General features: G+C 58.2%; 20 protein-coding genes. 13 read left to right on the top strand and 7 right to left on the bottom strand.

Features of this window, described 5'->3' with window-relative positions:
• Positions 1-120 precede the first annotated feature (120 nt).
• From nudC to GTP58_RS14740, 3 genes are all read left to right on the top strand, one after another.
• The gene (nudC, locus tag GTP58_RS14730; RefSeq protein WP_161078069.1) at positions 121-936 is read left to right on the top strand and encodes an NAD(+) diphosphatase; all 816 of its coding nucleotides are present in this window, start codon (positions 121-123) and stop codon (positions 934-936) included.
• Between the two features lie 64 nt (positions 937-1,000).
• Positions 1,001-1,564: a GTP cyclohydrolase I FolE gene (gene folE / locus GTP58_RS14735; RefSeq protein ID WP_161078070.1), complete on the top strand. Its 564-nt coding sequence runs from the start codon at positions 1,001-1,003 to the stop codon at positions 1,562-1,564.
• A gap of 5 nt (positions 1,565-1,569) precedes the next feature.
• A complete protein-coding gene (locus GTP58_RS14740) occupies positions 1,570-2,886 on the top strand; it encodes a thioredoxin family protein (RefSeq protein ID WP_161078071.1) in 1,317 nt (438 codons plus the stop codon).
• Positions 2,887-2,898: 12 nt separating this feature from the next.
• Here the strand turns inward: GTP58_RS14740 and GTP58_RS14745 are convergent, their stop codons facing one another.
• Positions 2,899-4,494, bottom strand: a complete 1,596-nt coding sequence (locus tag GTP58_RS14745; protein WP_161078072.1) for a M20/M25/M40 family metallo-hydrolase — start codon at positions 4,492-4,494, stop codon at positions 2,899-2,901.
• A 199-nt stretch (positions 4,495-4,693) separates the two neighbouring features.
• Between GTP58_RS14745 and GTP58_RS14750 the strand changes: the two genes are divergently transcribed.
• Together GTP58_RS14750 and GTP58_RS14755 are read left to right on the top strand one after the other, a co-directional pair.
• Positions 4,694-4,981, top strand: a complete 288-nt coding sequence (locus GTP58_RS14750; RefSeq protein ID WP_161078073.1) for a DUF4148 domain-containing protein — start codon at positions 4,694-4,696, stop codon at positions 4,979-4,981.
• Positions 4,982-5,135: 154 nt separating this feature from the next.
• Entirely contained in the window at positions 5,136-6,767 is a 1,632-nt protein-coding gene (locus tag GTP58_RS14755) for a methyl-accepting chemotaxis protein (RefSeq protein WP_161078074.1), read from the top strand.
• A 66-nt stretch (positions 6,768-6,833) separates the two neighbouring features.
• On the opposite strand, the gene GTP58_RS14760 is transcribed toward GTP58_RS14755, so the two are convergent.
• The 3 genes from GTP58_RS14760 to GTP58_RS14770 form a co-directional block, all read right to left on the bottom strand.
• Complete coding sequence (locus tag GTP58_RS14760) at positions 6,834-7,265, bottom strand: hypothetical protein (RefSeq protein WP_161078075.1); 432 nt, start codon at positions 7,263-7,265, stop codon at positions 6,834-6,836.
• A 67-nt stretch (positions 7,266-7,332) separates the two neighbouring features.
• The gene (locus tag GTP58_RS14765; RefSeq protein ID WP_072783551.1) at positions 7,333-7,941 is read right to left on the bottom strand and encodes an OmpW family protein; all 609 of its coding nucleotides are present in this window, start codon (positions 7,939-7,941) and stop codon (positions 7,333-7,335) included.
• 197 nt (positions 7,942-8,138) lie between these two features.
• A complete protein-coding gene (locus tag GTP58_RS14770) occupies positions 8,139-8,864 on the bottom strand; it encodes an ABC transporter substrate-binding protein (protein WP_161078076.1) in 726 nt (241 codons plus the stop codon).
• 99 nt (positions 8,865-8,963) lie between these two features.
• Here GTP58_RS14770 and GTP58_RS14775 point away from each other — a divergent pair, with 99 nt between their 5' ends.
• The 8 genes from GTP58_RS14775 (at position 8,964) to GTP58_RS14810 (ending at position 20,394) form a co-directional block, all read left to right on the top strand.
• Positions 8,964-9,512, top strand: a complete 549-nt coding sequence (locus GTP58_RS14775) for a type 1 glutamine amidotransferase domain-containing protein (RefSeq protein WP_161078077.1) — start codon at positions 8,964-8,966, stop codon at positions 9,510-9,512.
• Positions 9,513-9,605: 93 nt separating this feature from the next.
• Positions 9,606-10,508: a hypothetical protein gene (locus GTP58_RS14780; RefSeq protein WP_161078078.1), complete on the top strand. Its 903-nt coding sequence runs from the start codon at positions 9,606-9,608 to the stop codon at positions 10,506-10,508.
• A gap of 90 nt (positions 10,509-10,598) precedes the next feature.
• Positions 10,599-12,431 (top strand): type VI secretion system baseplate subunit TssF, encoded by a 1,833-nt coding sequence (gene tssF, locus GTP58_RS14785; protein ID WP_161078079.1) that lies wholly within the window; start codon positions 10,599-10,601, stop codon positions 12,429-12,431.
• Positions 12,395-13,333 (top strand): type VI secretion system baseplate subunit TssG, encoded by a 939-nt coding sequence (tssG, locus tag GTP58_RS14790; RefSeq protein WP_161078080.1) that lies wholly within the window; start codon positions 12,395-12,397, stop codon positions 13,331-13,333. Before tssF ends, tssG begins: the two co-directional genes overlap by 37 nt.
• 9 nt (positions 13,334-13,342) lie before the next feature.
• The gene (locus GTP58_RS14795; protein WP_229215570.1) at positions 13,343-16,300 is read left to right on the top strand and encodes a type VI secretion system Vgr family protein; all 2,958 of its coding nucleotides are present in this window, start codon (positions 13,343-13,345) and stop codon (positions 16,298-16,300) included.
• Positions 16,301-16,328: 28 nt separating this feature from the next.
• On the top strand, positions 16,329-18,254 hold the full coding sequence (locus GTP58_RS14800; protein WP_229215571.1) for a phospholipase D-like domain-containing protein: 1,926 nt from the start codon (positions 16,329-16,331) through the stop codon (positions 18,252-18,254).
• A gap of 179 nt (positions 18,255-18,433) precedes the next feature.
• On the top strand, positions 18,434-19,285 hold the full coding sequence (locus GTP58_RS14805; RefSeq protein ID WP_229215572.1) for a tetratricopeptide repeat protein: 852 nt from the start codon (positions 18,434-18,436) through the stop codon (positions 19,283-19,285).
• Between the two features lie 188 nt (positions 19,286-19,473).
• Entirely contained in the window at positions 19,474-20,394 is a 921-nt protein-coding gene (locus tag GTP58_RS14810; protein ID WP_161078082.1) for an Eco29kI family restriction endonuclease, read from the top strand.
• Here the strand turns inward: GTP58_RS14810 and GTP58_RS14815 are convergent.
• The 3 genes from GTP58_RS14815 to dnaN all read right to left on the bottom strand — a co-directional run bounded on the left by GTP58_RS14815 (position 20,384) and on the right by dnaN (position 25,687).
• On the bottom strand, positions 20,384-21,601 hold the full coding sequence (locus tag GTP58_RS14815) for a DNA cytosine methyltransferase (RefSeq protein WP_229215573.1): 1,218 nt from the start codon (positions 21,599-21,601) through the stop codon (positions 20,384-20,386). The genes GTP58_RS14810 and GTP58_RS14815 overlap by 11 nt on opposite strands.
• A 431-nt stretch (positions 21,602-22,032) precedes the next feature.
• Positions 22,033-24,534, bottom strand: coding sequence for a DNA topoisomerase (ATP-hydrolyzing) subunit B (gene gyrB / locus GTP58_RS14820; protein ID WP_072783571.1), 2,502 nt, complete (start codon positions 24,532-24,534; stop codon positions 22,033-22,035).
• A 46-nt stretch (positions 24,535-24,580) separates the two neighbouring features.
• Positions 24,581-25,687, bottom strand: coding sequence for a DNA polymerase III subunit beta (gene dnaN / locus GTP58_RS14825; protein WP_161078083.1), 1,107 nt, complete (start codon positions 25,685-25,687; stop codon positions 24,581-24,583).
• Between the last annotated feature and the right edge of the window lie 34 nt (positions 25,688-25,721).

Genomic DNA, 25,721 nt, shown 5'->3' on the forward strand with positions numbered 1-25,721 from the left:
GAAAACAATGACTTAGCGTTGATTTTTCCGCCAAGAAAGTCGCCGATTTTTGCGCGCAAAATAGGTAATCAGGAAACACTGTAAGATGCTGTTCCGTGTCCATCCTCTATTTTCCCGGCTATGCTGCAAACTCCCGCCACATTTACCCCGCTGATACGGCCGCAGGAGCATGACAGGCCGCTAACATTCGTGTTCCATCGCGGCGAGTTGCTTCTGCGCAACACTGTGCTGGGCTTGCCGGAGCTGGCGGACCTGGCCGGCCTGGCCTTGCCGGCCGAGCGCGTGCATCCGCTGGGCGAGATGGCGGGGCGCTACTACCAGGCCGTATGGCTGGATGAGCCACTGCTGCCGGGGCCGGAATTCAGCTATCACAGCCTGCGCTCGCTGTTCAGCGTGGTGGATGACGGCTTCCTGGGCATCGCCGGCCGTGCTTACCAGATTCTTGAATGGGCGCGCACCCACCGCTATTGCGGCGCCTGCGCCACGCCGCTGCAATTGCTCGAAGGCGAGCGCTGCCTGCGCTGTCCGCAGTGCTGCCACAGCGCCTATCCGCGCATCTCGCCGGCCATGATGGTGCTGGTGCGCAAGGGCGATCAGGTGCTGCTGGCGATGCACACCAATTCGCCCTACAAGCGCTACACGGCGCTGGCCGGCTTCCTGGAAGCGGGCGAATCGGTCGAAGAGGCCATCCACCGCGAAGTGTATGAAGAGGTCGGCCTGCGCGTGCACAACCTCCAGTATTTCGGCAGCCAGTCGTGGCCGTTCCCGCATTCGCTGATGATCGCCTACACGGCCGATTACCTGGACGGCGAGATCCGCGTCGACGCGACCGAGATCGCCGAAGCGCGCTGGTTCGGGCCGGGCGACGAATGGCCGGAGACGCCGGTCAAAGTCTCGATTGCCGCCAAGCTCATCGACGCCCACCGGCCCGCCTGAGCGCGGGTGAAGTCCCGGCGTTTTCTATATACTGTCGGGCAAATTTGAAAAAAGGTGTTTCATCATGTCTCAAGAAGAATTCTCGGAAAACGACTGGCGCCGCCTGATTGCCAGTTTTGGTGAAGATCCGGACCGTCCCGGCCTGCAGGAAACCCCGGCGCGCGTGGCGAAAGCCTGGAAGCACTGGACCTCGGGCTACGAGCAGGACCCGGTCAAACTGCTGAAAGCGTTTGAAGATGGCGCGGAGCAGTACAACGAATTCATCATCGTCCGCAATATCCCGGTGTACAGCCATTGCGAGCACCACCTGGCGCCGTTCTTCGGCAAGGCCACCGTGGGCTACATCCCGAACGGCAAGATCGTCGGCCTGTCCAAGCTGACCCGCCTGGTGGACTGCTTCTCCAAGCGCCTGCAGGTGCAGGAACGCATGACCATGCAGATCGCCAACGCGCTGATGGACGTGCTGGAGCCGAAAGCGGTGGGCGTAATCATCAAATGCCGCCATCTGTGCATGGAAAGCCGCGGCATCCGCACGCCGGGCGAAGAGACGGTTACCTCCGCCATGCTGGGCGAACTGCAGCCTAACCTGGCGATGCGGACCGAATTCCTGGCGCTGGCCAAGGATTAACGCCGATGGCAGCCATCGAATGGCTGGGCGGCAGCCTGGCGGATGCGTTTGCGCTGGCCGGGGCGCAGCAGCGGCCCCTGTTCCTGTACTGGGGCGCCGTCTGGTGCCCGCCGTGCAACCGCGTCAAATCGGAGATCTTCGCGCGCGACGAGTTCGTGCAGCGGAGCGCGGCCGTGCTGTGCTATCACCTCGACGGCGACAGCGCAGGCGCACAGGCGCTGGCCGCGCAGTACGCGCTGCGCAGCTATCCGACGCTGGTGCTGTTTGCGCCTGACGGCAGCGAAATCACGCGCCTGCCGTGCGAGCTCGATGGCGAGCTGTTCGTTGCCGCATTCGATACTGCCTTGACCGTCCATGCGGCCGGCTCATCGGCCGCCGCCGCGCTGGACGCCGCCCTGACAGGCACGCGCGCCTTGAGCGGCGACGAGTGGACCTTGCTGGCCCACTACTCCTGGGATACCGACGAGGGCAAACTGCTGGGTACGCGCGCGCTGGCGCCGACGCTGGCAACGCTGGCGGCCGCCAGCACCGATCCTGACGCCGCCCGCCTGCGCCTGCATGCCCAACTGGCGGCCGGCGCAGTCGATGCCGCAGACTTGCTGGCGCTGCTGGCCGATGCCCGGCTGGCGCGCGTCAACATGGACATCTTCAACAACAGCGGCGTCAACCTGATCAAAATTGCCAGCCGCCGCGAAGAACTGGCGGCAGCGCTGGGCGGTGTCGCTGCGCAGTGGGCCGATGACTTTTGGCTCAGCGCACCGGACCGCCTGATGGCCGTGCGTCTGCAAATGCGCCTGGCCCGCCTGCTGGCGCCGGCACACGGCTTGCAAGATCGGGTGCGCGAGAAAGTGGAGGAAGCGCTGGCCGCGTCCACCGATCCCTACGAACGCCACACACTGGTGAACACCGCCGTCAGCGCCCTCAACGACGCCGGCCTGAGCGCGCAAGCGGAACAAGTGCTGCTGGCCGAACTGCCGCGTTCGCATTCACCGTACTACTTCATGCTGAGCCTGGCCGCGAACGCCAAGCGCCGCAGCGACATCGCGGGCGTGCTGGCATGGTATGGCAAGGCATGGCAAGCCGCGACCGGTCCCGCGACGCGCCTGCAATGGGGCGTGACCTACCTGAACAGCGTGATTGACCTGGCGCCGCAGGACAGCGCGCGCATTGAGCAAGCGGCGCAAGGCGTACTGGCCGACATCCAGATCGCCGGCACCGACGCCTTCCAGCAACGCAACCTCGCGCAGCTGCAAAAGCTGGCCCCCAAACTGGCGACGCTCGCCGCCGGCCCCCACACCGCTGCCCTTATCGCCCGCCTTTAACTACTGCCCGGATCAGTGGCGCTGGAATTCGGCGCTGTCTTTCCACTTGGGCTGGTCTTTGGCTTGCGCGGCCTGGTAGCCGGCCTGGAATAGCAGGCTCAGGTCTTCAACCGCGCCGCTGGTGTTCCAGTTGGCTTGTACGGTGTCGCTGACGGTGTGGTAGTGCTGCGCGGTGTAGTTCAGCAGCTTGCCGGCGCTGCTGCGCAGGTAGATGGTCGGGATGCCGACGCGCGCAAATTCCAGCTGGTCGCCGCGGTAGTAGCTGCCGTAGCTGACGTTGCTGTCGGGCTTGACCACGCGCCCCTGTCTGGCGGCGATGGCGGCCACGATGTCGTCCGCCGACGATTTGCCCATGCCGCTCAGCTCGACATCGCGCGTGCGGCCCCACAGGTTCAGGCCGTCAATATTGATGTTGAGGATGGTCTTGCTGATCGGGTACAGCGGATGGCGCACGTAGTATTGCGCACCGAGCAGGCCGCGTTCTTCCGCCGTGGTTGCCACAAACAGGATGCTGCGCTTGGGCGGTGTCGGCATCGCTTTGTAGGCTTTAGCAATTTGCAGCAGACCGGCGACGCCGCTCGCATTGTCCACCGCACCGTGGAAAATTTGCTGCGTGCGCGGGCCTGGAAGCGTTTCATCAATACCGAAATGGTCCCAGTGCGCCGTGTACACCACCACTTCGTTCTTGAGTTGCGGATCGGAACCGGCAATCCGCGCCACCACGTTGTGCGACGCCACCTCCCGCACCGCGTTCACGGTCGCCAGGTTGATTTTGATGCCCAGCGGGATAGGCTTGAAGTTGCGCGACAGCGCCTGCTGCTTGAGCTCTGCCAAGTCCTTGCCGGCGGCCTTGAACAGATCGCAGGCGCGCTCGTTCTGCAGCCAGCCGGCGATGGCGGGCATGTAGCCGTCCGGCTTGCTGCTTTTCAGCGCGAAGTTTTCGCGGCCCCAGCCATTGACCACGACTTCATACGGATAGCCGGCCGCCTTGGTTTCGTGCACGATCAGCGCCGCTGCCGCGCCCATCTTCGCGGCCATTTCGAATTTGTAGTTCCAGCGGCCGTACCACGTCACCGCATGGCCACCGAACACGGCCGGGTCCAGCATTTTCGGTTTTTTCGGGTCAGGCACCGGTGGGTCGTTGATGAGCATGACCAGCGTCTTGCCTTTCAGGTCCACGCCTTTGTAATCGTCCCACTTGAACTCCGGCGCCTGCACGCCGTAGCCGACAAACACCAGTTCGGAATCGGCTACCTCGATCTGCTTGTCGGCGCGCGCGGTCCAGGCCACGTAGTCTTCGCCGAACTTCAGCTGGGTGCTGCCATAGCGCAGCGTGGGATGACTGGAGATGCCGGCCAGCGGCACCGTCTGCAGGTAGGTGCCGTCCGGATTGCCCGGCTCCAGCCCCAGTTTCTTGAACTGTTGTTGCAGATATTCGATGGTCTGGGTTTCGCCATTGGTGCCGGGCGCGCGGCCTTCGAACTCATCCGAGGCCAGCGTACTGATCTGCTCCACCAGCGCCGCCCCGTCGAACTTGGGCACGGCCGGTGCGGCGTGGACTACGCACGCGCTAGAGGCCAGCAGCAGGATCGACAAAGGGAATTTCATGGGGGCGCAGAATTGTTAAGAAGGAAATCATTATTCTGACACATTTCGTTGCTCAAGAACACTACCTAGCTTGTCACAACCACGATCACACGGCTTTATCATCGGATAAACGGATGAATTTGAGTGGAATTTTGCGCTATTTAATCAGAATTTTTAATACTAAGATGACTCCATCGAATTCCTCTTCAGGAGCATGAACATGAAAGCCCAATCTATCCTCGCCGCTGCCGCCTTGCTGGTTGCCGCCGGCACCACGTTTGCCGCTGACACCAACGAAGCCGCCGTCGATCAAGCCTTCCGCAACACTGGCAGCAGCACGCTGACCCGTGAGCAAGTCAAGGCGGACACCATCGCCGCCCGCAAGGCCGGCCTGCTGGACATCAATGAAGCATATCAGGACCCGGCCTACATGGCGCCACGCGCAAAAAACGCCGAGGTCAAGGCGCAACTGGCCGCCAAGCAAGTGAAAGACAAAACTGCACAATAATCAGGCGACAACGTTGCTCTTGACGGGCGCTGCGATCAGATCGCAGCGCCCGTTTTGCTTTATTGCGGATAAACCACAGCATTAAATTTCTTGCACCATACGTGACACATTTGGAGGTATGCTCATTTCCATAGAACAATAGGAGACAAACTAAATGAACAAGTTATCGTTCCAGCAGAAGCTGTGGGTGCCCTTGCTTTGCAGTCTGCTGTGCATCACCGCAATTTTCTTGTTTGAAACTATTCAGACCCGCAATGTCCGCATGGAAGAGCGGCAGAACGACCTGCGCAGCCTGGATGATCTGGCGCTGAATATCGTCAAGCAGTATGGCGACAAGGCTGCGGCCGGCACCCTGAGCAAGGAAGATGCGCAGAAACAGGCGATGGACCTCATTCGCGGCCTGCGCTACGCCAAGGATGGCTACTTCACCATCAGCAGCGGCACCAAGTCACTGATGCACCCGATCAAGCCGGAAAACAATGGCAAGGATCTGGTCGACCTGAAAGATCCCAAAGGCACGTACGTCTACCGCGCGATTGCCGCGACCGGCGCCTTGCCCGAGGGCGGCGGCTTTGTCAGCTATTACTGGTCGCGCCCTGGTTCCAACGAACCCGTGCCCAAGATGAGCCGCGTGGTGCACTACGAGCCATGGGGCTGGGACCTGGTGACCGGCGTGTACACCGATGACATCGACACCGCGTTCCGCGAGTCGCTGCTGGTGTCGGCCGGCTGGCTGGCGCTGGTGTGCGTGCTGCTGTGGGTGGTGGTGAGCCTCGTCAACAAGAGCCTGCGCCACACCATCGGCGGCGATCCCGAGTATGTGGGCGAAGTCACGCGCACCATTGCCGAGGGCGACCTCAGCGTGGACGTCAAGGTGCACGAGTCGGACCAGGGCAGCATCCTGCACTCGGTGAAGGCGATGCAGCAGCGCCTGGCCGAAACCATCCGCGAAATCCGCCACAGTGCCGACACCATCGCCACCGCGTCGGGCGAAATCGCCAGCGGCAATATGGATTTGTCGGCGCGCACCGAATCGCAGGCCAGCTCGCTGGAGGAAACGGCGGCGTCGATGGAAGAACTGACCTCCACCGTGACCCAGAATGCGGACAACGCCGTGCAGGCCAACCAGCTGGTGCAATCGGCCTCGGAAGTGGCGGAGCGCGGCGGCAAGGTGGTGTCGCAAGTGGTGCAGACCATGGAAACCATCAATGCTTCGGCCACGCGCATTGTCGACATCATCAGCGTGATTGACGGCATCGCCTTCCAGACCAACATCCTGGCCCTGAACGCGGCGGTGGAAGCGGCGCGCGCGGGCGAACAGGGCCGCGGCTTTGCCGTGGTGGCGTCGGAAGTGCGCAACCTGGCCCAGCGTTCGGCGGCGGCGGCCAAGGAAATCAAGGAACTTATCAACGCCTCGGTGGACAGCATCGGCGCCGGCAGCGCGCTCGTGGCAGAGGCGGGCACGACGATGGATCAGGTAGTGACCAGCGTTTCACGCGTCACCCAGATCATGTCGGCGATCACCGACGCCTCGAGCGAGCAAAGCACCGGCATCGGCCACGTCAACATGGCGATCACCGAGATGGATTCCGTCACGCAGCAGAACGCCGCGCTGGTCGAAGAGGCCGCCGCTGCGGCCGGCAGCATGCAGGAACAGGCCGCCACACTGGCCGCCCTGGTCGCGCGCTTCAAACTGAGTGGCGATACGCATGCGCCCGCCGCACCACGTGCTCGCGCCGCCACCCGCCGCACCGCCACCTCGCGCCAGATCGCCCTGGCCCGCTGATAAAAACGGGGTCAGGTCCGCCATTTCTACATGAGTTCGTGTAGAAATGACGGACCTGACCCCGGATTATTTGGCGGGGGCGTCGGCGGGGACGGTTTCGACGACGGCGGCTTCGTAGACGAATTTGTCGCCGTCGGCGCGGAATACACCCATCAGCTCGCCACCATCGCCTTTGACGTCGGGATACTGGGTGCAGGTCTGCGTTTCGACCTGCCACATTTCCTGGCCGGCGCGCAGCGTCCAGACGTTGTCGCCGCCCGACAGCAGTTCGATTTCCACATCTTCCGCCGGCATCTCGGTCAGTTCGATGCGCCGCAGGCAGTCGGGCAGGCGCTGCATGATGAGCTCGACGCGGCTGGCGCTGCTCCAGAAGTGTTTCTGCGCGCGATGAATGGTCAGCGCATGATTGCCCACCGGGCCGTCCGCATAGTAGGACGCGGTATCGTCTACGCAGGCGGCCAGCAGCAGTGGCATCAGGACTATCAGAATCTTGCGCATGGGGCTTTCCATTTCGTTGCTATCGATCTGGAAATATTATAGCGCCCCATGCGTGGGGTGGTGCTTCTTAGAAACGGTAGCCGATGCCGACGCCGATCATCAGCGGGTCGATCTTCACGCGGCTGGCCTTGGCACCACCGATCAGCACGTCGCTGCGGATCTGCGCTTTTTTCACGTCGAAGTTGATCGACCAGTTCTTGTCGATGGCAACGTCGGCGCCCGCCTGCAGTGCCAGGCCGAAGCTGTCATGCTCGAGGCTGGCCGCGCCGTTCAGCAGTTCGTTCTTGGAGAACGTGGTGTAGTTGACGCCCGCGCCCACGTACGGACGGAACTGGGCGTCCGGCAGGAAGTGGTACTGCACCAGCAGCGTCGGCGGCAGGTGCTTGACGGTGCCGATCTTGGCGCCATCCAGTGTGACGTCGTGCTTTTGCGGATAGGTCAGGATCAGCTCGGCCGCGATGTTTTTGGTGAAGAAATAGGAGATGTCCACTTCCGGGATGGTTTTGCTGCTGACGCCGATACGGTCGGTTTTGCCGACGCCGCCCAGCGCGTCGGATTTGTCCGCCGGGTCCAGATGCACCGCGCGTGCGCGCACCAGCCATGGGCTCTCTTCTGCAAAGGCATTACCGCTCATCAGGGTCAGGGCTGCCAGTACTGCTGCTAGAGACTTACTCATTTCACTTCCTCTTTGTCGTCGTTAAGTAACGTGACAAAGTCTATTGATGCAGTGCAGTAAAAACATTGATCCAAGTCAAAAATTTCTTAAAGCGAAATTTGGCCTGCAGCGCAGCATAGGTAAATAATATTTTACTTGTGAATTAATTGTGTCCGGCGGCGGCTGGTTTTCCGGCGCCGATCGCCCCGGCTTTGGCGCTAGCGGTAGCGCGCCATGATCTGATCGATGCTGCCATCCTTGATGAGCGCATCGATGGCCTTGGTGGCGTCCTCGAACGGCACGGTGGATTTCTGCGAAAACGCGCAGTGCGCCTTGTAGGCCGAAAACACCAGGTCCGCGCGCACATTGAGCGCGGTGCGTGTGCGGTGCAGATAGTTCAGCGTGGCCTCGCTCATCATGGTGTACGGCAGCTTGCCGGCCACCATCTGCTGGATGTTCTTCTCCATGCTGCCCGCATCGACGCGCCGGAAGCGCTTGCCCAGCACCTGCTCCACGCGCGGATAGCGGTAGTGGACCACCGTACCGACCGGCTTGTCCTTGAGGTCCTTGAGTGAACGCAGGTGCGGCATGTCACTTCGTGCGGCCACCATTTCCGCATCCGGCAGCAGTGGCACGCTCCAGTTGTAGTCGCCATCGATCCAGAACGGCATCACATAGCACATGGCGTCCGCGCGGCCGCTGCTGAGCGCCGGCATCACGTCGGGCGAATCGGCGGTGAGGTAGACCGGGCGCCGCCCCAGGCGCAGCGCCAGCAGGTCGCCCACATCCTTGACGATGCCACCGCTGATGGCGCCGTTCTGAAAGCGCACAATCGGCATGGCCTGGTCCAGCGGCGCCAGCATCACCAGTTCGCCGGGCGCCGCCAGCGCGCAGGCGCCTAGCGTGCAGAAAGCGAGCGGCAGATAACGGAGGGAAAAGTGCATGCGGCCATTATAGCCCGCCTATGTTGGCCCACGCACAGGCAAGCGCCCGCGCCTGTGGCACCCTGTGTCCTCATCCAACCATGTTTGGGAGCAGACACCATGAGCAAAGCTCTACAGGACAAACGCGTCGCCGTGCTGATGACCGACGGCGTCGAGCAGGTCGAATACAGCGAACCGCGCCGCTTTCTGGAACAGGAAGGCGCGCGCGTGACGCTGGTCTCGCCCAAGACCCGCGGCGAGCACGTGCAAGGATTCCAGCATCTGCAGACCAGCACCCGCTTCATCGTGGAAATGGACGTGCGCGACGCCCGCCCGGCCGACTTCGACGCGCTGGTCTTGCCGGGCGGCGTGGCCAATCCCGACCAGCTGCGGCTGCACCCGGAAGCCATCACCTTCATCCGCGAATTCGGCCGCGAGAACAAGCCGATCGCCGCCATCTGCCACGGCCCGTGGACGCTCATCGACGCCGGCCTTGTCAAAGGCAAGCAGATCACCAGCTGGCCCAGCCTGCAGGTGGACCTGCGCAACGCCGGCGCCGAATGGCGCGACGAGGAAGTGGTGGTGGACGGCAAGCTCATCACCAGCCGCAAGCCGGACGACATCCCGGCCTTCAATCAGGCGCTGAAACAGGCGCTGGTCGACGCGTGAATTTCCAGTCGGCAAACGGGCGCTAGTCTGCACGCGTAAACCGTAGACTGAAACCGATACTCGAACCCATCTGTCGTCAACCAGGAGACCATCATGACCCACACTCTGGCAGCTGTTTTTGAAACCCGGGCCGAGGCCAATCTGGCACGGGACGAACTGGTGCACAACGGCTATGACGCCGACAGCATCGCCATCCACGATTCCGGCAGCGTGGCCGGCACCGCGCGCATCAACGACGACGAATCGATCCTCGGCAACGTGCGCCGTATGTTCAGCGACCTGGTGGGCCGCGAGCATGCCGACCGCCACGTCTACGCCGAAGCGCTGAACCGCGGCCACACCGTGCTGGCGCTGGACACCCATACGCTGGAAGCAGCCGAACGCGCGGCCGACATCATCGAAGACTTCAGCCCGATCGACATTGACGAGCACGAAACCATGTGGCGTGCCAGCGGCTGGGGCGCGGAAGTGCTGCACAGCGGCGCCGGCACGCTGCAAACTGGCATCGGTGCGCAGCAGAGCGCGCCCGAGCAGCACGGCATCCGCCCGCGCGAAGACGCGGTGGTGTTTGCGCGCGCCGAACAGGTGGCCACGCCAGGTTCGCTGCAGCGCGGCGAACTGCAGGCCGTGCCGCCGGCCGCCAAGGAAGCCGTGTCCGACATCCAGAACACTGTGCAGCGCAGCGGCATGCGTATCTATCCACGCGACGACCGCGCCGCGCAAGCCAGCCTGGATATCCTGAAGGGCAACGAAGAGGCCGAGGACGGCCACTTCCGTTCACACTGGGAGAAAACCTACACCGGCGGCACCTATCAGGAATACGACCCGGCCTACCGTTATGGCGAGTCGATGGCCGGCAATCCAGGCTACAAGGACAAGGAGTGGAACGACGTCGAGCCCGAGCTGCGCGCCACGTGGGAAAGCAAGCAGCCGCAGTCGAGCTGGGAGAAGTTCAAGGAGGCGGTCAAAGAGGGCTGGGACCGCATCACGCGCTAGTTGCGTTCCGTCAATAACTGAGCAAACCATCGTGACATCATCGGAAACTTGCGCAGCTTGCCTAGCTGCACAGTTTTCCGGGATGCTACGATGGAAAGATTGCTTCCATATTACGAACGCGAGTTAAGCCTGCTGCGGCGCGCTGGCGCCGAGTTTGCGGGCCGCTATCCCAAGCTTGCCGGGAGTCTGCAACTCCGCAGCGAAACCTGTCCCGATCCGCATGTGGAGCGCTTGATACAGGCATCAGCCTTCCTTAACGCCCGCGTGGCCAAGCTGCTGGACGATGGCTACTCGCGCTTCACCGACGCCTTGCTCGGCATGTTATATCCGCATTACCTGCGGCCCATGCCTTCCTGTTCAATTGCCCGTGTGGACTACAGCAGTGCCCGGACCAACCAGGTTACTACGACCAGTGTGCTGCCGCGTGGCGCAGCGTTGAAGGCACTGGGGCAAGGGGCAGTAATCTGCCGCTTTCGTACGGTTTATGACGTCGTGGTGGCGCCGATACAGATTAGTGCCGTACATTTTGAGCCCTATCCGCAAACCCCTCCTGCGCTTGCACTACCGCCAGATGCAGGTGCTGCAATCCACATCAGGATTGCCGGCACTGCGTCGATGCGTGATCTGTCAATGCTGGGGTTGACGACGCTGCGAGCTTATATCGATGGCGATGCCACGCTGAGTGCAGCCTTGCGCGATGCTTTCTTTATGCATACGGCTTGCGCTTGTGTGGAAGCGGATGGGCAATGGTCCATGCTGGAGAGAGTGCCTTTGTCCCCTGTCGGCTTTGCCGCTGACGAAACATTGTTGCCAGCCGCCCCTTCCGAGCATGCCGCCTACCGGCTGCTGAGCGAGTACTTCGCTTTTTCTGAGAAATTTGATTTTGTCGATATCAACTTAGCTGCCTTGCTGGCGGTATGCCCTGGTGGCTGCACGCAATTGAATTTGCGTCTTATTCTGCGCGATATACGGCCCGATATGCCAGTCGCACACATTCTGCGGCATCTCTCTTCAGACAACCTGCTCCTGGGCTGCACGCCCGTCGTAAATCTGTTTCCACAACCGGCAACCCCCATCCGTATTACCCGAGTACATAGTAGCTATCCTTTAATGGCAGATGAAATGCCAGGCAAGGCATGCGAAATCTACAGCGTCGATTCAGTGCACACGGTGCGCAAATCCGAGAAGGGAAGCTCGGTGACGGAATTCTTTCCTTACTATTCTCTGCGTCACGGTGAGGCGGACAGCCGTAAAGGCCACTATTGGCTGCTGCATCGGGAAGAATTGATGGCCGCTGGCCATGAATACACGCTCACGCTGGTAGACCGCGACCTTTCGCCGACGCAGGAAGAAATTGGCACGGCATCCGTACGTCTGACGTGTACAAACCGGAATCTGCCACATGGCCTGGAATACGGCCGCGCGAACGGCGACTTGAGTACCGATAGTGCCATTGGCAGCTTCCCCATCCGCATGTTGCGCCGTCCGTCCCTTTCATACCGCCTGGCTGATGACGGGCATCGCCAATGGGGACTGGTGGCGCATCTGGCATTGAATCACCGTTCGTTGACTCAGGAAGGCTTACCGGCGTTGACATCCACGCTACGGCTCTATGCGCAACAGGACAACCTGGTATCGCAGCGCATGATCGACGGTGTGACGGCGCTGTCTCATCGTCCCGTGTCGGCGTGGATACGGCAGGGGCAGGGCAACGCCTATCTGCGCGGGATTGAAGTGCATATTTCGTTGGACGAAGAGGCTTATGCAGGCGTGGGTATCTATGGATTTGCACAGATGCTGGATCACTTTTTTGCACTCCATGTCCACTTGAATAGTTTTACGCGGCTGGTGCTGTTCTCTCATGTCAGCGGAAAGGAGTTGCTGCGATGCCCACCTCGCAACGGCGCGCTGACGCTGGCGTAATTGGCGAGCTTCTGGCTGCGCCGCAGCGGTTCGAATTCTTTCAGGCAGTAAGTCTGCTCGATCAATGGCGGCCGGAAAGTGTTCGGTTCCGTAACCGGTTGGCGATGAGTTTTCCGCCCAATCAGATCGAGAACGTAAGTAGCGATGAGCGCGGCATACGTGTTACGCCAGCGTTCATTGGCATGCTGGGAAGCCAGGGCGTACTGCCGCTGCATTATTCAGAGCGCATAGGCCGGCATGAGCGCGATGGACATGACGGCGGCCCACGCGCCTTTCTTGATGTGCTGTCGCATCGGCCGGTGGAAATGTTTTATCGGGCCTGGGCACGAGAGCGTATGGATTGCGCCGAGGGGGAATTTCTCGCCATGCTCACTGCGCTGGCCGGTACGCATGGCGACGGCGATCGCATCGACCGCGAGACGCTGGCATGTTACGCAATGCAGATACGTAGCAGATGCGTCTGTGCACCACAAATAGCAGGGATGTATTCAGAATATTTTGGCGTGCCGTTTCTAGTGGAGCCGTTGATTGGAGAGTGGTACGAGTTTCCGCAGGCCGATCAGGCGCAGTTAGGACGAGCACATGTGAACCTGGACGATGGCGTCATGCTGGGAGCGCGAACGTATGGCTGCGATGCGCGTGTGCGTCTGCGTATCGGTCCGTTGGACAAACAGCGCTACGAACGTTTTTTACCGGGCCGCACGAGTGCATACCATCTGGCGGCGATGTTGAAACTACATTGCGGCGCAAGCTTGACGTGGGAAGTGCATTTGATACAGCAGGCGCAGGACATGCAAGGCGTGTATTTAGATGCAACTAGCAGGCTAGGCGTGAATGCACTTTTGCTGGGTCGGCAAGCGACAGAGGATCATGATGAGTTGATGTATCTGCTGCATAGCTAAGGAGCGACGATGGAAAGCGATAGCGATTTTTTCGGTTTCATGTCGATGGCCAAAGAACTGGTCACCAGCAACCGCCCATTGCGGTTGCGCCTGGAACTGGCGGGTGGATCGAACGAGGACATGCTGCTGCCACAGCGTGTATTCGGCTCGGAAGCGGTGTGCGGTGGTATTGAATATCGCGTGCTGTGCGTATCTTCCAGCGTTCACCTTCCATTGAAGCAAATGATCGCAGTGCCGGCGACGCTGGAATTTGTGACGGACCGCGGTGACCTGCGTAGCGTATGCGGCATCGTTACCGAAGCCAGTTCCGGCGACAGCGATGGCGGCTTGGCCAGCTATCAACTGGTGCTGCGCGACGCGCTGGCCATATTGGAAAAACGCATCAACACGCGCGTGTTCCGCAATATGAACGAGGTGGAAATTGTTCAGCGCATTCTGAACGAATGGCGGCAGAAAAGCGCGGTTCTCGGCACCTGCTTCAATCACGAAGTGGACGAGATCTTCAGCCAGCGCATTTATCCCCAGCGGGAATTCACCATGCAGCACAATGAATCCGATGCGGCATTCATTCGCCGTCTGCTGAAGCGGCGTGGCATTGCCTGGTACATACGCGCAGATGGGGCTGGACATACACTGGTGCTATTCAATAGCGCCGACAGTCTGCGCCAGAACGCGGCCGGAACCATACGCTACCATCGCGACAGCGCCACCGAAGAGCGCGACACGATCACCTCCTGGAGTGCCGCGCGTCGCTTACAACCAGGCATGGTGACGCAGCACAGCTGGGACTACCTCAATCCGCAAGGCCGTGATTTCATGATGACAGCGGCCAGCAGCAGTGTCGACCAAGGCGGCAGCGGCAATGAACTAGCCGCCAGTCTGGATGACTATCAAGTCTTGCCGCCCCATGTCGGCGATGATAACGAAGACCTGTGCCGCCTGGGCCAGTTGCGTATGAATCGACACGACTACGAGTCGAAGTGCTTTCACGGAGAAGGCAGCGTACGCGACTTGTGTGCAGGAGAGTATTTCACGCTGGCCGAGCATCCCGAAATAGATCTGCATGCGCTTGAAGACCGCGACTTCGTCGTCACGTCTTTGCAGGTGACCGCACAGAATAACCTCCCCCAAGCGTTGGCTTCTCGCGTAGAACAGCTATTCGACCGCAACCGCTGGATGCAAGGAGCGCCGGGTTTGCAAGCACTGTGTGGCATACACCATAAAGCCGCGACTGGCCCCATGCGCATGCACCTCCAGTTCACAGCAGTACGCCGCAGCGTAACCATCGTCCCGGCGTACAACGCACGTATCGATGTGCCCCAAGCCCAAATGCAAAGCGCCATCGTTGTCGGTCCAGAAGGAGAGGAAGTCCATTGCGACCAACTCGGCCGCGTAAAAATTCGCTTCCCCGGTACCCGCCCTACAGATCACGAAGAAGCCGCCGGCGCTGGCGCTTCAGACACTGACGCGGATTCCGCCTGGGTACGCGTCGCCTCCAACTGGGCAGGCAATGGTCCAGGCGCATTTCAGCAATGCGGAACGATCGGCTTGCCGCGAGTTGGTACAGAAGTCCTTATCAACTTCCTCGACGGCGATCCTGATAAGCCAGTGATCGTTGGGCAGCTCTACAACCAAAATGCTCAACCACCTGCACTAGGAAAGGGAGAATTGCCTGCAAACCGATACCTTTCAGGTATAAAAAGCCGTGAAATTAACGGCGAGCGTGCGAATCAACTGAGATTGGATGACACAGAAGGGCAGATTAGTGTCCAACTGGCAAGCGATCATGACGACTCGCAACTTAACTTGGGGTTTGTTACCCGGGCGAGATCAGACGGCGTGGGCCAGTCTCGCGGCGAAGGCTGGGAGTTGGCAACCAATGGGTGGGGGGTGGCGCGAGCTAACAAGGGAATGCTTATTACGACGGAGAGTCGTCATCCGGGCGTGTCTCCCATAAAGGATATGGGCGAAACTTTGCAAAGACTGAATGCCGCTCAAGGGAACCATGACATGCTGGCGAAACTCGCACAAGGTGCGAAGGTACAGGACGCGGCAGAGCAGGCAAAGGTAGCCGAGATTCTAAAAAAACAGAATCAAGAGATTCAAGGAAGCGCAAAAGGAAAATCTTCACAACTGGGCAAACCACACCTGGTACTTGCTAGTCCGCATGGGATTGAGACATCAACCGGTGGTAGTACCCATATCTCCAGTGATCAGCATACCGCAGTCACGACGGGGCAGGACCTCTCAGTTGTCAGCGCTGGCAGCTTGTTCGCCAGTGTTCGACAAGCATGCAAGATATTTGTACACAAAGCAGGAATGCGACTTGTTGCCGCAGGTGGTGACATCGATGTGCGTGCTCTGTCCGACAGCGTCAACATTCTAGCGAAACTCCAGATTACTCATACAGCTAACACCATCAACATCAGCGCAAAAGAAGAAGTTGTCATCAACGGTGGAGGAAGCTATGTCAAATTCAGCGGGGGCAGTATTGAGCTTGGTACCAGTGGAAACTTCGTCTCGAACGCAGCAATGCATCGGTTCACTGGTCCTAAGACCATGGGGATGGCGAGTATTCAGCCGTCTGAGCAGGTTCTCGATGGCGCCGGCACGTTCCATTTGAACAGTCATCCCGCAGCCGGTGGCCGCGCCAATGGCGGATTACCCTACAAGCTGTATAAGGACGGAGCTCTGGCTGAGGAGGGAAAGTTCGATGAAAACGGCAACATGACCTTCAAGCATGATGTAGACAAAGAATCTGATTATCAGCTTGAACTTCCCAACGGTAGTCGCTTTGCGATTGCCTCAAACCCTCATAAGGAACAGCATGAGATCAGTTCTGGTATTGGCTATCACGGCTATGTAAATGAGGGAGGTTCCTTGAATGAAGAATACGCCTCACTAGAACAAAGCCGGCAGTTGTCCAACCCTGCCGTAGGCGACGATGACGAAGCGTCCGATGAATAATTTCCATCTCGCTTAAGAGGACAATGCCATGGCTAGCATGAACACCAACGCGAACCTTTACACACAAACCTTATCCTATCGGAAGAACGCTACTCCGAATCAATGCCTTGCGCAGTTGTGGTTTGTCCGCGTTCCAAAGCAGGTCTATTACCCACGCTATCGCTGCTCGATTGAACCATTAATCTGTGGAGAGGAAGTCTTTGGACGCATCGCGAAGGATTTGTTAACCGCGCGTCACAGCGTGGACATCATTACATGGGGCTTCGATCCTGGCATGGTGCTTGTTCGCGGCTCCTCGGCAGAAGATGGATTACGTTACGGTGACTTGTTAAAAAGGATCGCGACGCGGAAAAAAAATCCGGTCAAAGTGCGCCTGGTGGTCTGGCATGACGATGCCGCATCCCATGCACAGATGAATAACAATCCTGGCTACTACGGGATCAGATTTCCTTTGATTAATCTTGCTTTTAAGGATTTCTATAGTGAGCATCATCAAGCCTACAACGACGACTGGTATAGGCAAGTATGTGCGAATGAAATACCGAACATCCACTTTCACGTCAGGGATGTTCCTGTGAGCTTCGTCGATCAGGCGCTATCAGACGAATCCGCTCCATCGAACATTAAAGCCATGATTGCCAAGAAATATCCTACGCATCATCAGAAAATGGTGTTAGTCGACTATGAGCTTCCCACGTTAGCCAAGGGCTACGTAATGGGACATAACTCCGTGACCGATTTTTGGGATACGAGGGAGCACAAATTCAGAGACATACGTCGCGAGCGCTTCTACGCGATGGATCATATACGACTGCAGAAGAAAGCTTGGAAAATGGGAGAGCAGTTTGACAGTGTTGGTTCCGGTATGACCGAGTCTCAACAACTAGCAAAGGAGCGCGCGGTGCAATCTTATATCGACGCGAACAGCCATGTCTCAAAGCCGTTCCAAGACGTTTCCTGCCGGGTGCGAGGTCCAATTCTCTATGACCTCAATCATAACTTTTCCCAAGCCTGGGAGGAATCCAAGCGTCCAAGCTCCTTCTTCAGAGAGCTTTGTCGGCTTGCTTGGCTCCCAAGGGGAAAGAAAATTGATGGCCAGTTGCCTGAAGAAATGGATGTGGACTTCATTGCACGGCGCCGTGCGTTGACTCTAGAAGCATTTGATCTGCCAGATGGCCGTCATAATCTACAACTGTTACGCACTCAGCCGCTGCATGGGGAAAAGTCGATAAAGGAGTGCTATGCAAACCTTACCAGACAGATGCTTCACTACATCTTCATCCAGAACCAGTACATCCAATATCAGCCTTGGGTGGAGCACTTAATCGAATGCTCAGCGCGTTTGAGAGCAGCGGGCTATCTTAACCCTATTTACGTTTTCATCTTAACGTCGACACCGGAAAGCGACGGCATGGATCGGCCAACTTACGATGTAGCCGGGAGCGTCGGATTGAGCACCCAGATGCGTGTTGAACATGAGGAAGCTGTAGCAAGTGCAATCAAGAATGGAACACAACAACCTTTGGCTGCTGAGGATCTAGCCGCTCACGGCCTGCGCGTCTTCATGGGGTCGCTTTGGACGTGTGCAGATCAAGAAGGACAATTACGCTCAACGGACTATGAGGAAATCTATATTCACGCCAAAGTGGCCATCGTAGATGATGCGGCATTCACGATCGGCTCCGCAAATCTGAACTTGCGAAGCATGGCGCTAGATAGTGAGCTCAACGTGATAAGTGACGCATTTGATGTGGCGTATAAGTTGCGTGCTGACTTGTTCACGCAATGCGTTCAAGACCCCGGAGCACAGCAGTTTGGTGACATGGCGCATACATTTAAATTATGGCGAGAGCTGGCGTTGAAAAACTTCAGAACAAAGCAATCGGGAGGCAAGCTAACGGGGCAGCTACTTCCCTTTTATGTCGATAGAAAGCCAGGGCTGCCGGTGGTCTAGTTATGATCATCTCGCGAAAACGTTGGGTAATCATTCTTCTGCTATGTGTCGGATTGGCGTCCGGAGCAGTGTTCATTCGTGGCTATTTACAGGAGAACGCCTTGCATGCTTTGCCTTATGGATTTAAGAGATTCAGCTTGTCTGATCCTCTTCCCTTATGCGGCCGATGGAAGGAGCATATGCCGTCGAAGCGTGATCCAGCTGCTTACCATCTCTATATTGAAGCGAGGAAGGTCTGGCGAAGCAAGATTGGATGGCAACTTACCCTTACGGAGACTACTCAAATACTAACTGACGTTAGAAAAGCGTCGGAGCTTGGAGATTGGGGTGCCCGCGCTTTGTTGGCGCATTTTTATCTCTATGGATTAGGAGTTCTTGAATCAAACCACGTGCTTGACGCTGCACCGGACAAGGCTGTCGAAATTGCACGAATGGCGTCTGCCGCAGGTCAGCCCTGGGGAATATTCGATCTCGGTGTCGCTTATGAACATGGCTATGGTGGAGCGGTACAAGATCGGGATCTTGCATGGGCTTACTTTTTGCGGGCAGCGGAGCTTGGTAGTCCTGATGCACAAATGACACTGGCAAGCGTTTATGGCAGCGCAGGGCGATTTGCCGACGAAGAAACCATGTTGAAATGTGCTTACCTTCAAGGACATGGCCCTGCTGCATATGATTTGGGCATTAAGGCAGAGGTTGAGAAGCGCTATATGGATGCAATCAAGCTACACCAAGAAGGGGTGAAATTTGGGAGCAAGGAAAGTGCCGCATCGCTTGAACTGCTTTTTACGGATGGACACGGTCCTGGCGCGACAGCCGAAGAAAAAGCAGAGCTGGAGCTGCTTGGTATTCGATCCGACTCCGAGAGGAAAAATCGATATGACAAGATTTATGATGCTTTGGAAATTAATCCGGACCTAAGACTCAAGCGTCTGGACAAAGTTCTTCCGCTTCCCCCGGATGCCTTGCCAAGCTGGGTTGACGTAAATGACGCTATTGAGCCTGAGACCGGTGGAACGCCATCCTATTGAAACGTGGGGATTAACTGTCGTCACGTTGCCTGTGACGAGTACAAGACTGGTTACTCCGTCAAGCTACTGACTTCGAATGGCCAGCCCTGTATCAAACATGAATGCTGAAAAGCCAGTAAAGGAGATAACACGATATAGTAAAATTGCAATAATTCCCCGAAGGTGGGCTAGGCGCATAAAGGAATTCGATGGCGAAAAGTAAGAAAAATGAGTCTCCACTGGCCTCGTTGCTGTCGGAGTTGCGTACTCTTACGGAACGAATATCCGTAGCAGAAACCGGTGACGATGCGCGCGCCATTAAGAGGATCCGAGTCGGGTTCGAGCAGGTTACTTCCCAACTGCGGAAGGTGACCACGAAGCTGGACCCAATATTGCGCCCCGAATCCATCTTTGACCCTACTGACCCGAATACCTCGGGACGGGTCGTGGCGCTCACCCTGGTGGCTCAGACCAAGCACCCGTTGGCCAAAATTCCAGAATTCTACGGTGCTGGGGTGTACGCCATCTACTACAAAGGTGACTTTACGCCTTACGCGCAGTTGAAGAACCGAGACCATCCAATTTATATAGGCAAGGCCGATCCAGACAATCAGGCGGCGAAGGACGCTGTCAGTCAAGGCACCAAGCTTTCTGCTCGCCTGAACGAACATGCGCGCAGCATCCGGAAAGCTTTTACAACGCTGGATATCAGTGACTTTGAATGCCGCTTCCTGATCGTCCAAACCGGCTTTCAAAAATCAGCCGAAGACTATTTGATCAACTTCTTCAATCCGATCTGGAATTCTGAAACGAAAATATGCTTCGGTTTGGGTAAGCATGGTGACAGTTCTGAAACCCGTGTCAACAAGCGCTCTCCATGGGATACGATGCATCCTGGTCGGGAGTGGGCGGATGCGACTGCGGAAAACCAGAAAACGTTGGAAACGATTGTCGAGCAGATTGGCGACCATTTGTCAACGCATCGGCCCTACGCCGACATTCACGAAATCTTCGAACGTTTTACCGAAGACATGCATCAGTTGACATCGGATCGTTTCTATACGCCTGCATACGGCGCTGTTGAGCTAGAGGCCGTTGATGCTGTCCCTGTTTCTAATGCTATTTCCTGAGAAGATCGCATACGCTCTTAGCGATAACAGACGCCAAATGTGCCGGCACGGCATTGCCGAGCTGACGCATGATTTCCGACCAGGTGCCTTCAAACAGGAAGGTATCAGGGAAGGTCTGAATGCGGGCGGATTCGCGTACGGTGAAATAGCGAACTGACCCATCCACTCGTCTCAGCATATTTTCGCCGCCAGGAACGCCGTGGTCGCCGGCCTTTAATGCTTTTGCCGGCTCGTCCATGGGGCTACCGGTATGACCAGGATAGGTGCGGGCGCCCGGTTGAAAACGATGCGCCTGCACTTTGCCAGGGAACCGCTCAGGGTCTGGTAGATCACAAATAGCATCTCGAACTGTTCGCCAAGCGAGCAAGTTGCTTCCATAATCTGTGTCGATAAGCGCACTAATTTTCTTCTCAACGCCGACAGGCTTAGCAGGGCGGTGTCGAGTCGCCACCTTATGCCTATCCCAATACTCGCTGGATCCCCATTGCGAGAGTAACAGCGCATCGCTACTATGCGTTTCAGCTGGGGCTTGCCACAACTTCTCCTCGTCGGCCCGGAAGCCAACGAAGAAAACGCGCATGCGCTTTTGAGGAACGCCGTAGTTCGCCGCGTTCACCAGTTTGAATGTGACGCGGTACTCGCTCGTGGTACTGGACTTCTGCTTCCATTTCCGCAAGCGAGTCAGATGATCGCCCCATTGCTCTTTTGGCTTTGCGATCAACGAAGGAAATTCCAGCTGCAACAGGATATAGTCGAAGTAGTCGGCGAAGGCTAAGCGAGTCAGACCTTGCACATTTTCGAAGACGAACGCGCGCGGACGTGCCTCGCGCACAGCACGTATCGCCTGTGGAAACATGTCGCGTTCGTCCAGAAAACCGCCATGTTTCCCCCCCATAGAGAAAGGCTGGCAAGGCGGTCCGCCCGTTATCAGATCGACTCCTTGGAACCCGTCGTACTTGAAATTTTTGACATCCTCTTCGGTCACGTCCGGCCAATGACTTATCGGATCAACCTTGTGTAGCTTATTGTGACGAATAGTGTTGCATGCATGTGAGTTCCATTCGACAACCGCGCGATGACGCACATGATTTTCGGAGAATCCTAGTGCCAAACCTCCCGCGCCAGCGAAAAGCTCGATCGACTTCAGAGCACGCGGCGTTAGCGCGATGGTTTCGGCGGTGGAGAAGATAATAGGCTGCTTATACATGATGTGTTTATCGATCAGACTTAATCTGTGAGGCTCCAACCAGACCTCATAATCTGTTAGCGCATGTTATTCGGCCAGCTGTTCGCTGATCAGAACGGCAGAAGTATAAAGCAACTACTGCCACAACCAGAAAAATCTGGCTTATCGATTTTACTGTGTTTTTATACAGTTCACAATTGAAAATGTTTGACCGTTATCAAAATGCTCCTAAGCTAGTGCTAGCTCCGATCGGATTTCGGCACCGTGTGTTTGCGTGCCGAGTTACCCTCACTGCCATTGTCTGGCGAAAGACGCCGGGCGATCGTAAGAACCTTTGAATTCCAATTCAAAAAGGGTCTTCGTGAAATCGTTTCAGGTCGCGTCGCTGTTTGCCGTAAACAAAAAAAGCCAACCGTATGGTTGGCTTTTGGATGAAGCTTGGGAATGACTGCTTAAACGTCGATGTTCCCCGCACGCAGCGCATTGTTCTCGATGAATGCACGACGTGGCTCAACGTCATCGCCCATCAGCGTGGTGAAGATCTGGTCGGCGGCGATCGCGTCTTCGATCTGCACTTTGAGCAGGCGGCGCACGGTTGGGTCCATGGTGGTTTCCCACAGCTGTTCCGGGTTCATCTCGCCCAGTCCTTTGTAGCGCTGCTTGGAGACCACGCGTTCCGATTCGTCACGTAGCCACTGCATGGCCTGGTGGAAGTCGATCACGGCGGATTCCTTGGTGCGCTCGCCTTCGCCGCGGCGCACGAAGGCGCCTGGGCCGATCAGGCCGGTGAAGGTGGCGGCCGCTTCGGCCAGCACGCGGTAGTCGGCGCTTTCGACGAAGTCGGCGTCGATCGAGCTGACTTTGACGTTACCGTGGTGCATGCGTTCGATCCACAGCTGGTGCTTTTCGTTGAGCTCGTCCGAACGTACGGTCACTTTGACGGCGATGTCGTTGATGTTCTCTTCCAGCGCGCGGGCCGAGGCTTCCGAGGCTTCCAGCGTGCTCATGTCCAGCGTGACGCCGGTCATGATGGCGGTCAGCGCGGCGCGGTCGATCACGCGGGTCAGGCGCGTCATGATGACGTTGGACAGGTTGAACTGGCGTACCAGTTCGCTCAGCGCTTCGCCCATGATCGGGTCGGCGCCTTCGCGCGGGGTCAGCACGGCGGTGTTGAGCGCTACATTCATCATGTAGGTGGCTTCTTCCGCATCGTCTTTCAGGTAGCGCTCGTCGCGGCCGGCCTTGACCTTGTACAGCGGCGGCTGGGCGATGTAGATGTGGCCGCGTTCCACCAGTTCCGGCATCTGGCGGTAGAACAGGGTCAGCAGCAGGGTGCGGATGTGGGCGCCGTCGACGTCCGCATCGGTCATGATGATGATGCGGTGGTAGCGCAGCTTTTCAACGTTGAATTCGTCCGGGCCGATCGAGGTGCCCAGCGTGGCGATCAGCGTGGTGATCTGTTCCGACGACAGCATTTTTTCAAAGCGCGCCTTTTCCACGTTCAGCACTTTACCGCGCAGCGGCAGGATGGCCTGGAATTTACGGTCGCGGCCCTGCTTGGCCGAGCCGCCTGCGGAGTCACCCTCGACGATGTACAGTTCGCACAGCGCCGGATCGCGTTCCTGGCAGTCGGCCAGTTTGGAGGACAGGCCCAGGCCGTCCATCACGCCTTTGCGGCGGGTCAGGTCGCGCGCCTTGCGGGCCGCTTCGCGCGCGCGCGCTGCTTCAACGATCTTGCCGCAGATGATTTTGGCGTCGTTGGGTTTTTCCTGCAGGTAGTCGGACAGCGTCTTGGCGACGATCTCTTCGACCGGGCCGCGCACTTCGGACGACACCAGCTTGTCCTTGGTCTGCGAGGAGAACTTCGGTTCCGGCACTTTGACGGACAGCACGCAGGTCAGGCCTTCGCGCATGTCGTCGCCGGAGATTTCGACCTTGGCTTTCTTGGCGAAGTCGTTCTCGTCGATGTATTTGTTGATCACGCGCGTCATTGCCGCGCGCAGGCCGGTCAGGTGGGTGCCGCCGTCGCGCTGCGGGATGTTGTTGGTGAAGCACAGCACCTGTTCGTTGTAGGCGTCGTTCCACTGCATGGAGACGTCCACGGTAATCGTGGTGTTCTGGTCGGACTGGCGCTCGCCGGTGGCCTGGAACACGGTCGGGTGCAGCACGGTCTTGGCCTTGTTGATGTATTCGACGAAGCCGCGGGTGCCGCCTTCAAACGCGAACAGCTCTTCCTTGCCGGTGCGCTGGTCGGTCAGCTTGATGTTGACGCCGTTATTCAGGAACGACAGTTCGCGGATGCGCTTGGCCAGGATTTCGTAGTGGAACTCGACGTGGGTGAAGATGTCTTCGTCGGCCCAGAAGTGGACGTCGGTGCCGCGCTTGTCGGTTTCGCCGATAACCTTGATGGGCGAGACGGCCACGCCGTCGCGCATTTCAATTTCACGGTTCTGGGCGACGCCGCGCACGAATTCCATCTGGTGCACCTTGCCGTCGCGGCGGATGGTCACGCGCAGCAGCTTGGACAGTGCATTCACGCAGGACACGCCGACGCCGTGCAGGCCGCCCGAGACCTTGTAGGCGTTCTGGTCGAACTTGCCGCCGGCGTGCAGCTCGGTCAGCACGATTTCGGCCGCCGAGCGTTTCGGCTCGTGCTTGTCGTCCATTTTCAGGCCGACCGGAATGCCGCGGCCGTTGTCGGTAATCGAGATCGAGTTGTCCGAGTGGATGGTGACGTGGATTTCCGAGCAGTGGCCAGCCAGTGCTTCGTCAATCGAGTTGTCCAGCACTTCAAACACCAGGTGGTGCAGGCCGGTGCCGTCCGAGGTGTCGCCGATGTACATGCCGGGACGTTTGCGGACGGCTTCCAGGCCTTCAAGAATTTGAATCGAGGAGGCGCCGTATTCTTCGTTTTTTACCACGGGTGCTGCGTTCTCTTCTGGGATGGCGGACATGTGCTGCTTTCTCTAATATCGATTACTAAGGTACTGGTACCGCTGATTAAATACGCATCGGCATGACGACGTACTTGAAGTCGGCATTGTCCGGAATGGAGATCAGGGCCGACGAGTTGGAGTCGCCCAGCGCCACGTTGACCTGGTCGCACTTGAGGTTGTTCAGCACGTCCAGCAGGTAGGTGACGTTGAAGCCGATGTCGACGCTGTCGCCGCCGTAGTCGATTTCCAGTTCTTCCACCGCCTCTTCCTGGTCGGCATTGGTGGAGCTGATCTTCATGCTGCCGGGGGTGATGATGCAGCGCACGCCCTTGAATTTATCGCTGGTCATGATGGCTGCGCGTTGCAGCGAACGCAGCAGCTCGTCGCGGCCGATCGTGAATTCGTTCTTGTAGCCCTTCGGGATCACGCGCGTGTAGTCGGGGAACTTGCCTTCCACCAGTTTCGAGATCAGCTCGATGTCGGCAAAGGTCAGCTTGACCTGGTTGGCGGCGATGTCCAGCTGCACGGTCTCGTCGTTTTCTTCCAGCAGGCGCTGCAGTTCGATGATGGTCTTGCGCGGGATGATGACTTCCTGGCGCGCGAACGACTGTTCGGTCTCGACCTGGCAGAACGCCAGACGGTGGCCGTCGGTGGCCACGGCAATCACGTTGTTACCGTCCAGCACCAGCAGCAGGCCGTTCAGGTAGTAGCGGATGTCTTGCTGGGCCATCGAGAAGTGCACCATGTTGAACAGGTGCTTCAGGGTTTTCTGTGGCAGCGTGACGGAGGCGCTGTAGCTGTCGGCCTGCTGCACGGTCGGGAATTCTTCCGCGGCCAGGGTCTGCAGCGCAAAGCGCGATTTGCCCGACTGTACGGCCAGGCGCTTGTTCTGCAGCGTGATCGTGACGTCGCCGGTTTCCGGCAGTGCGCGCAGGATGTCCAGCAGCTTGCGCGCGGCCACGGTGGTGCCGGTCACTTCCGGGCCAGAGCCGATCTCGGCCTTGGTGGTGATCTGCACTTCGGTGTCGGTCGACAGGAAGGATACGCCTTCGCCCTCTTTGCGGATGAGGATATTGGCCAGAATCGGCATAGTGTGCCGACGCTCGACAATACCGCTCACGATCTGCAGTGGCCGGAGTAGCGTATCTCGGGTGGTTTTGACCAATTGCATAGATTATCCTCAGTAAAAATTAACGATGTTTTTG

It is taken from the genome of Duganella sp. CY15W (assembly GCF_009857555.1).
Lineage (GTDB): Bacteria > Pseudomonadota > Gammaproteobacteria > Burkholderiales > Burkholderiaceae_D > Rugamonas > Rugamonas sacchari.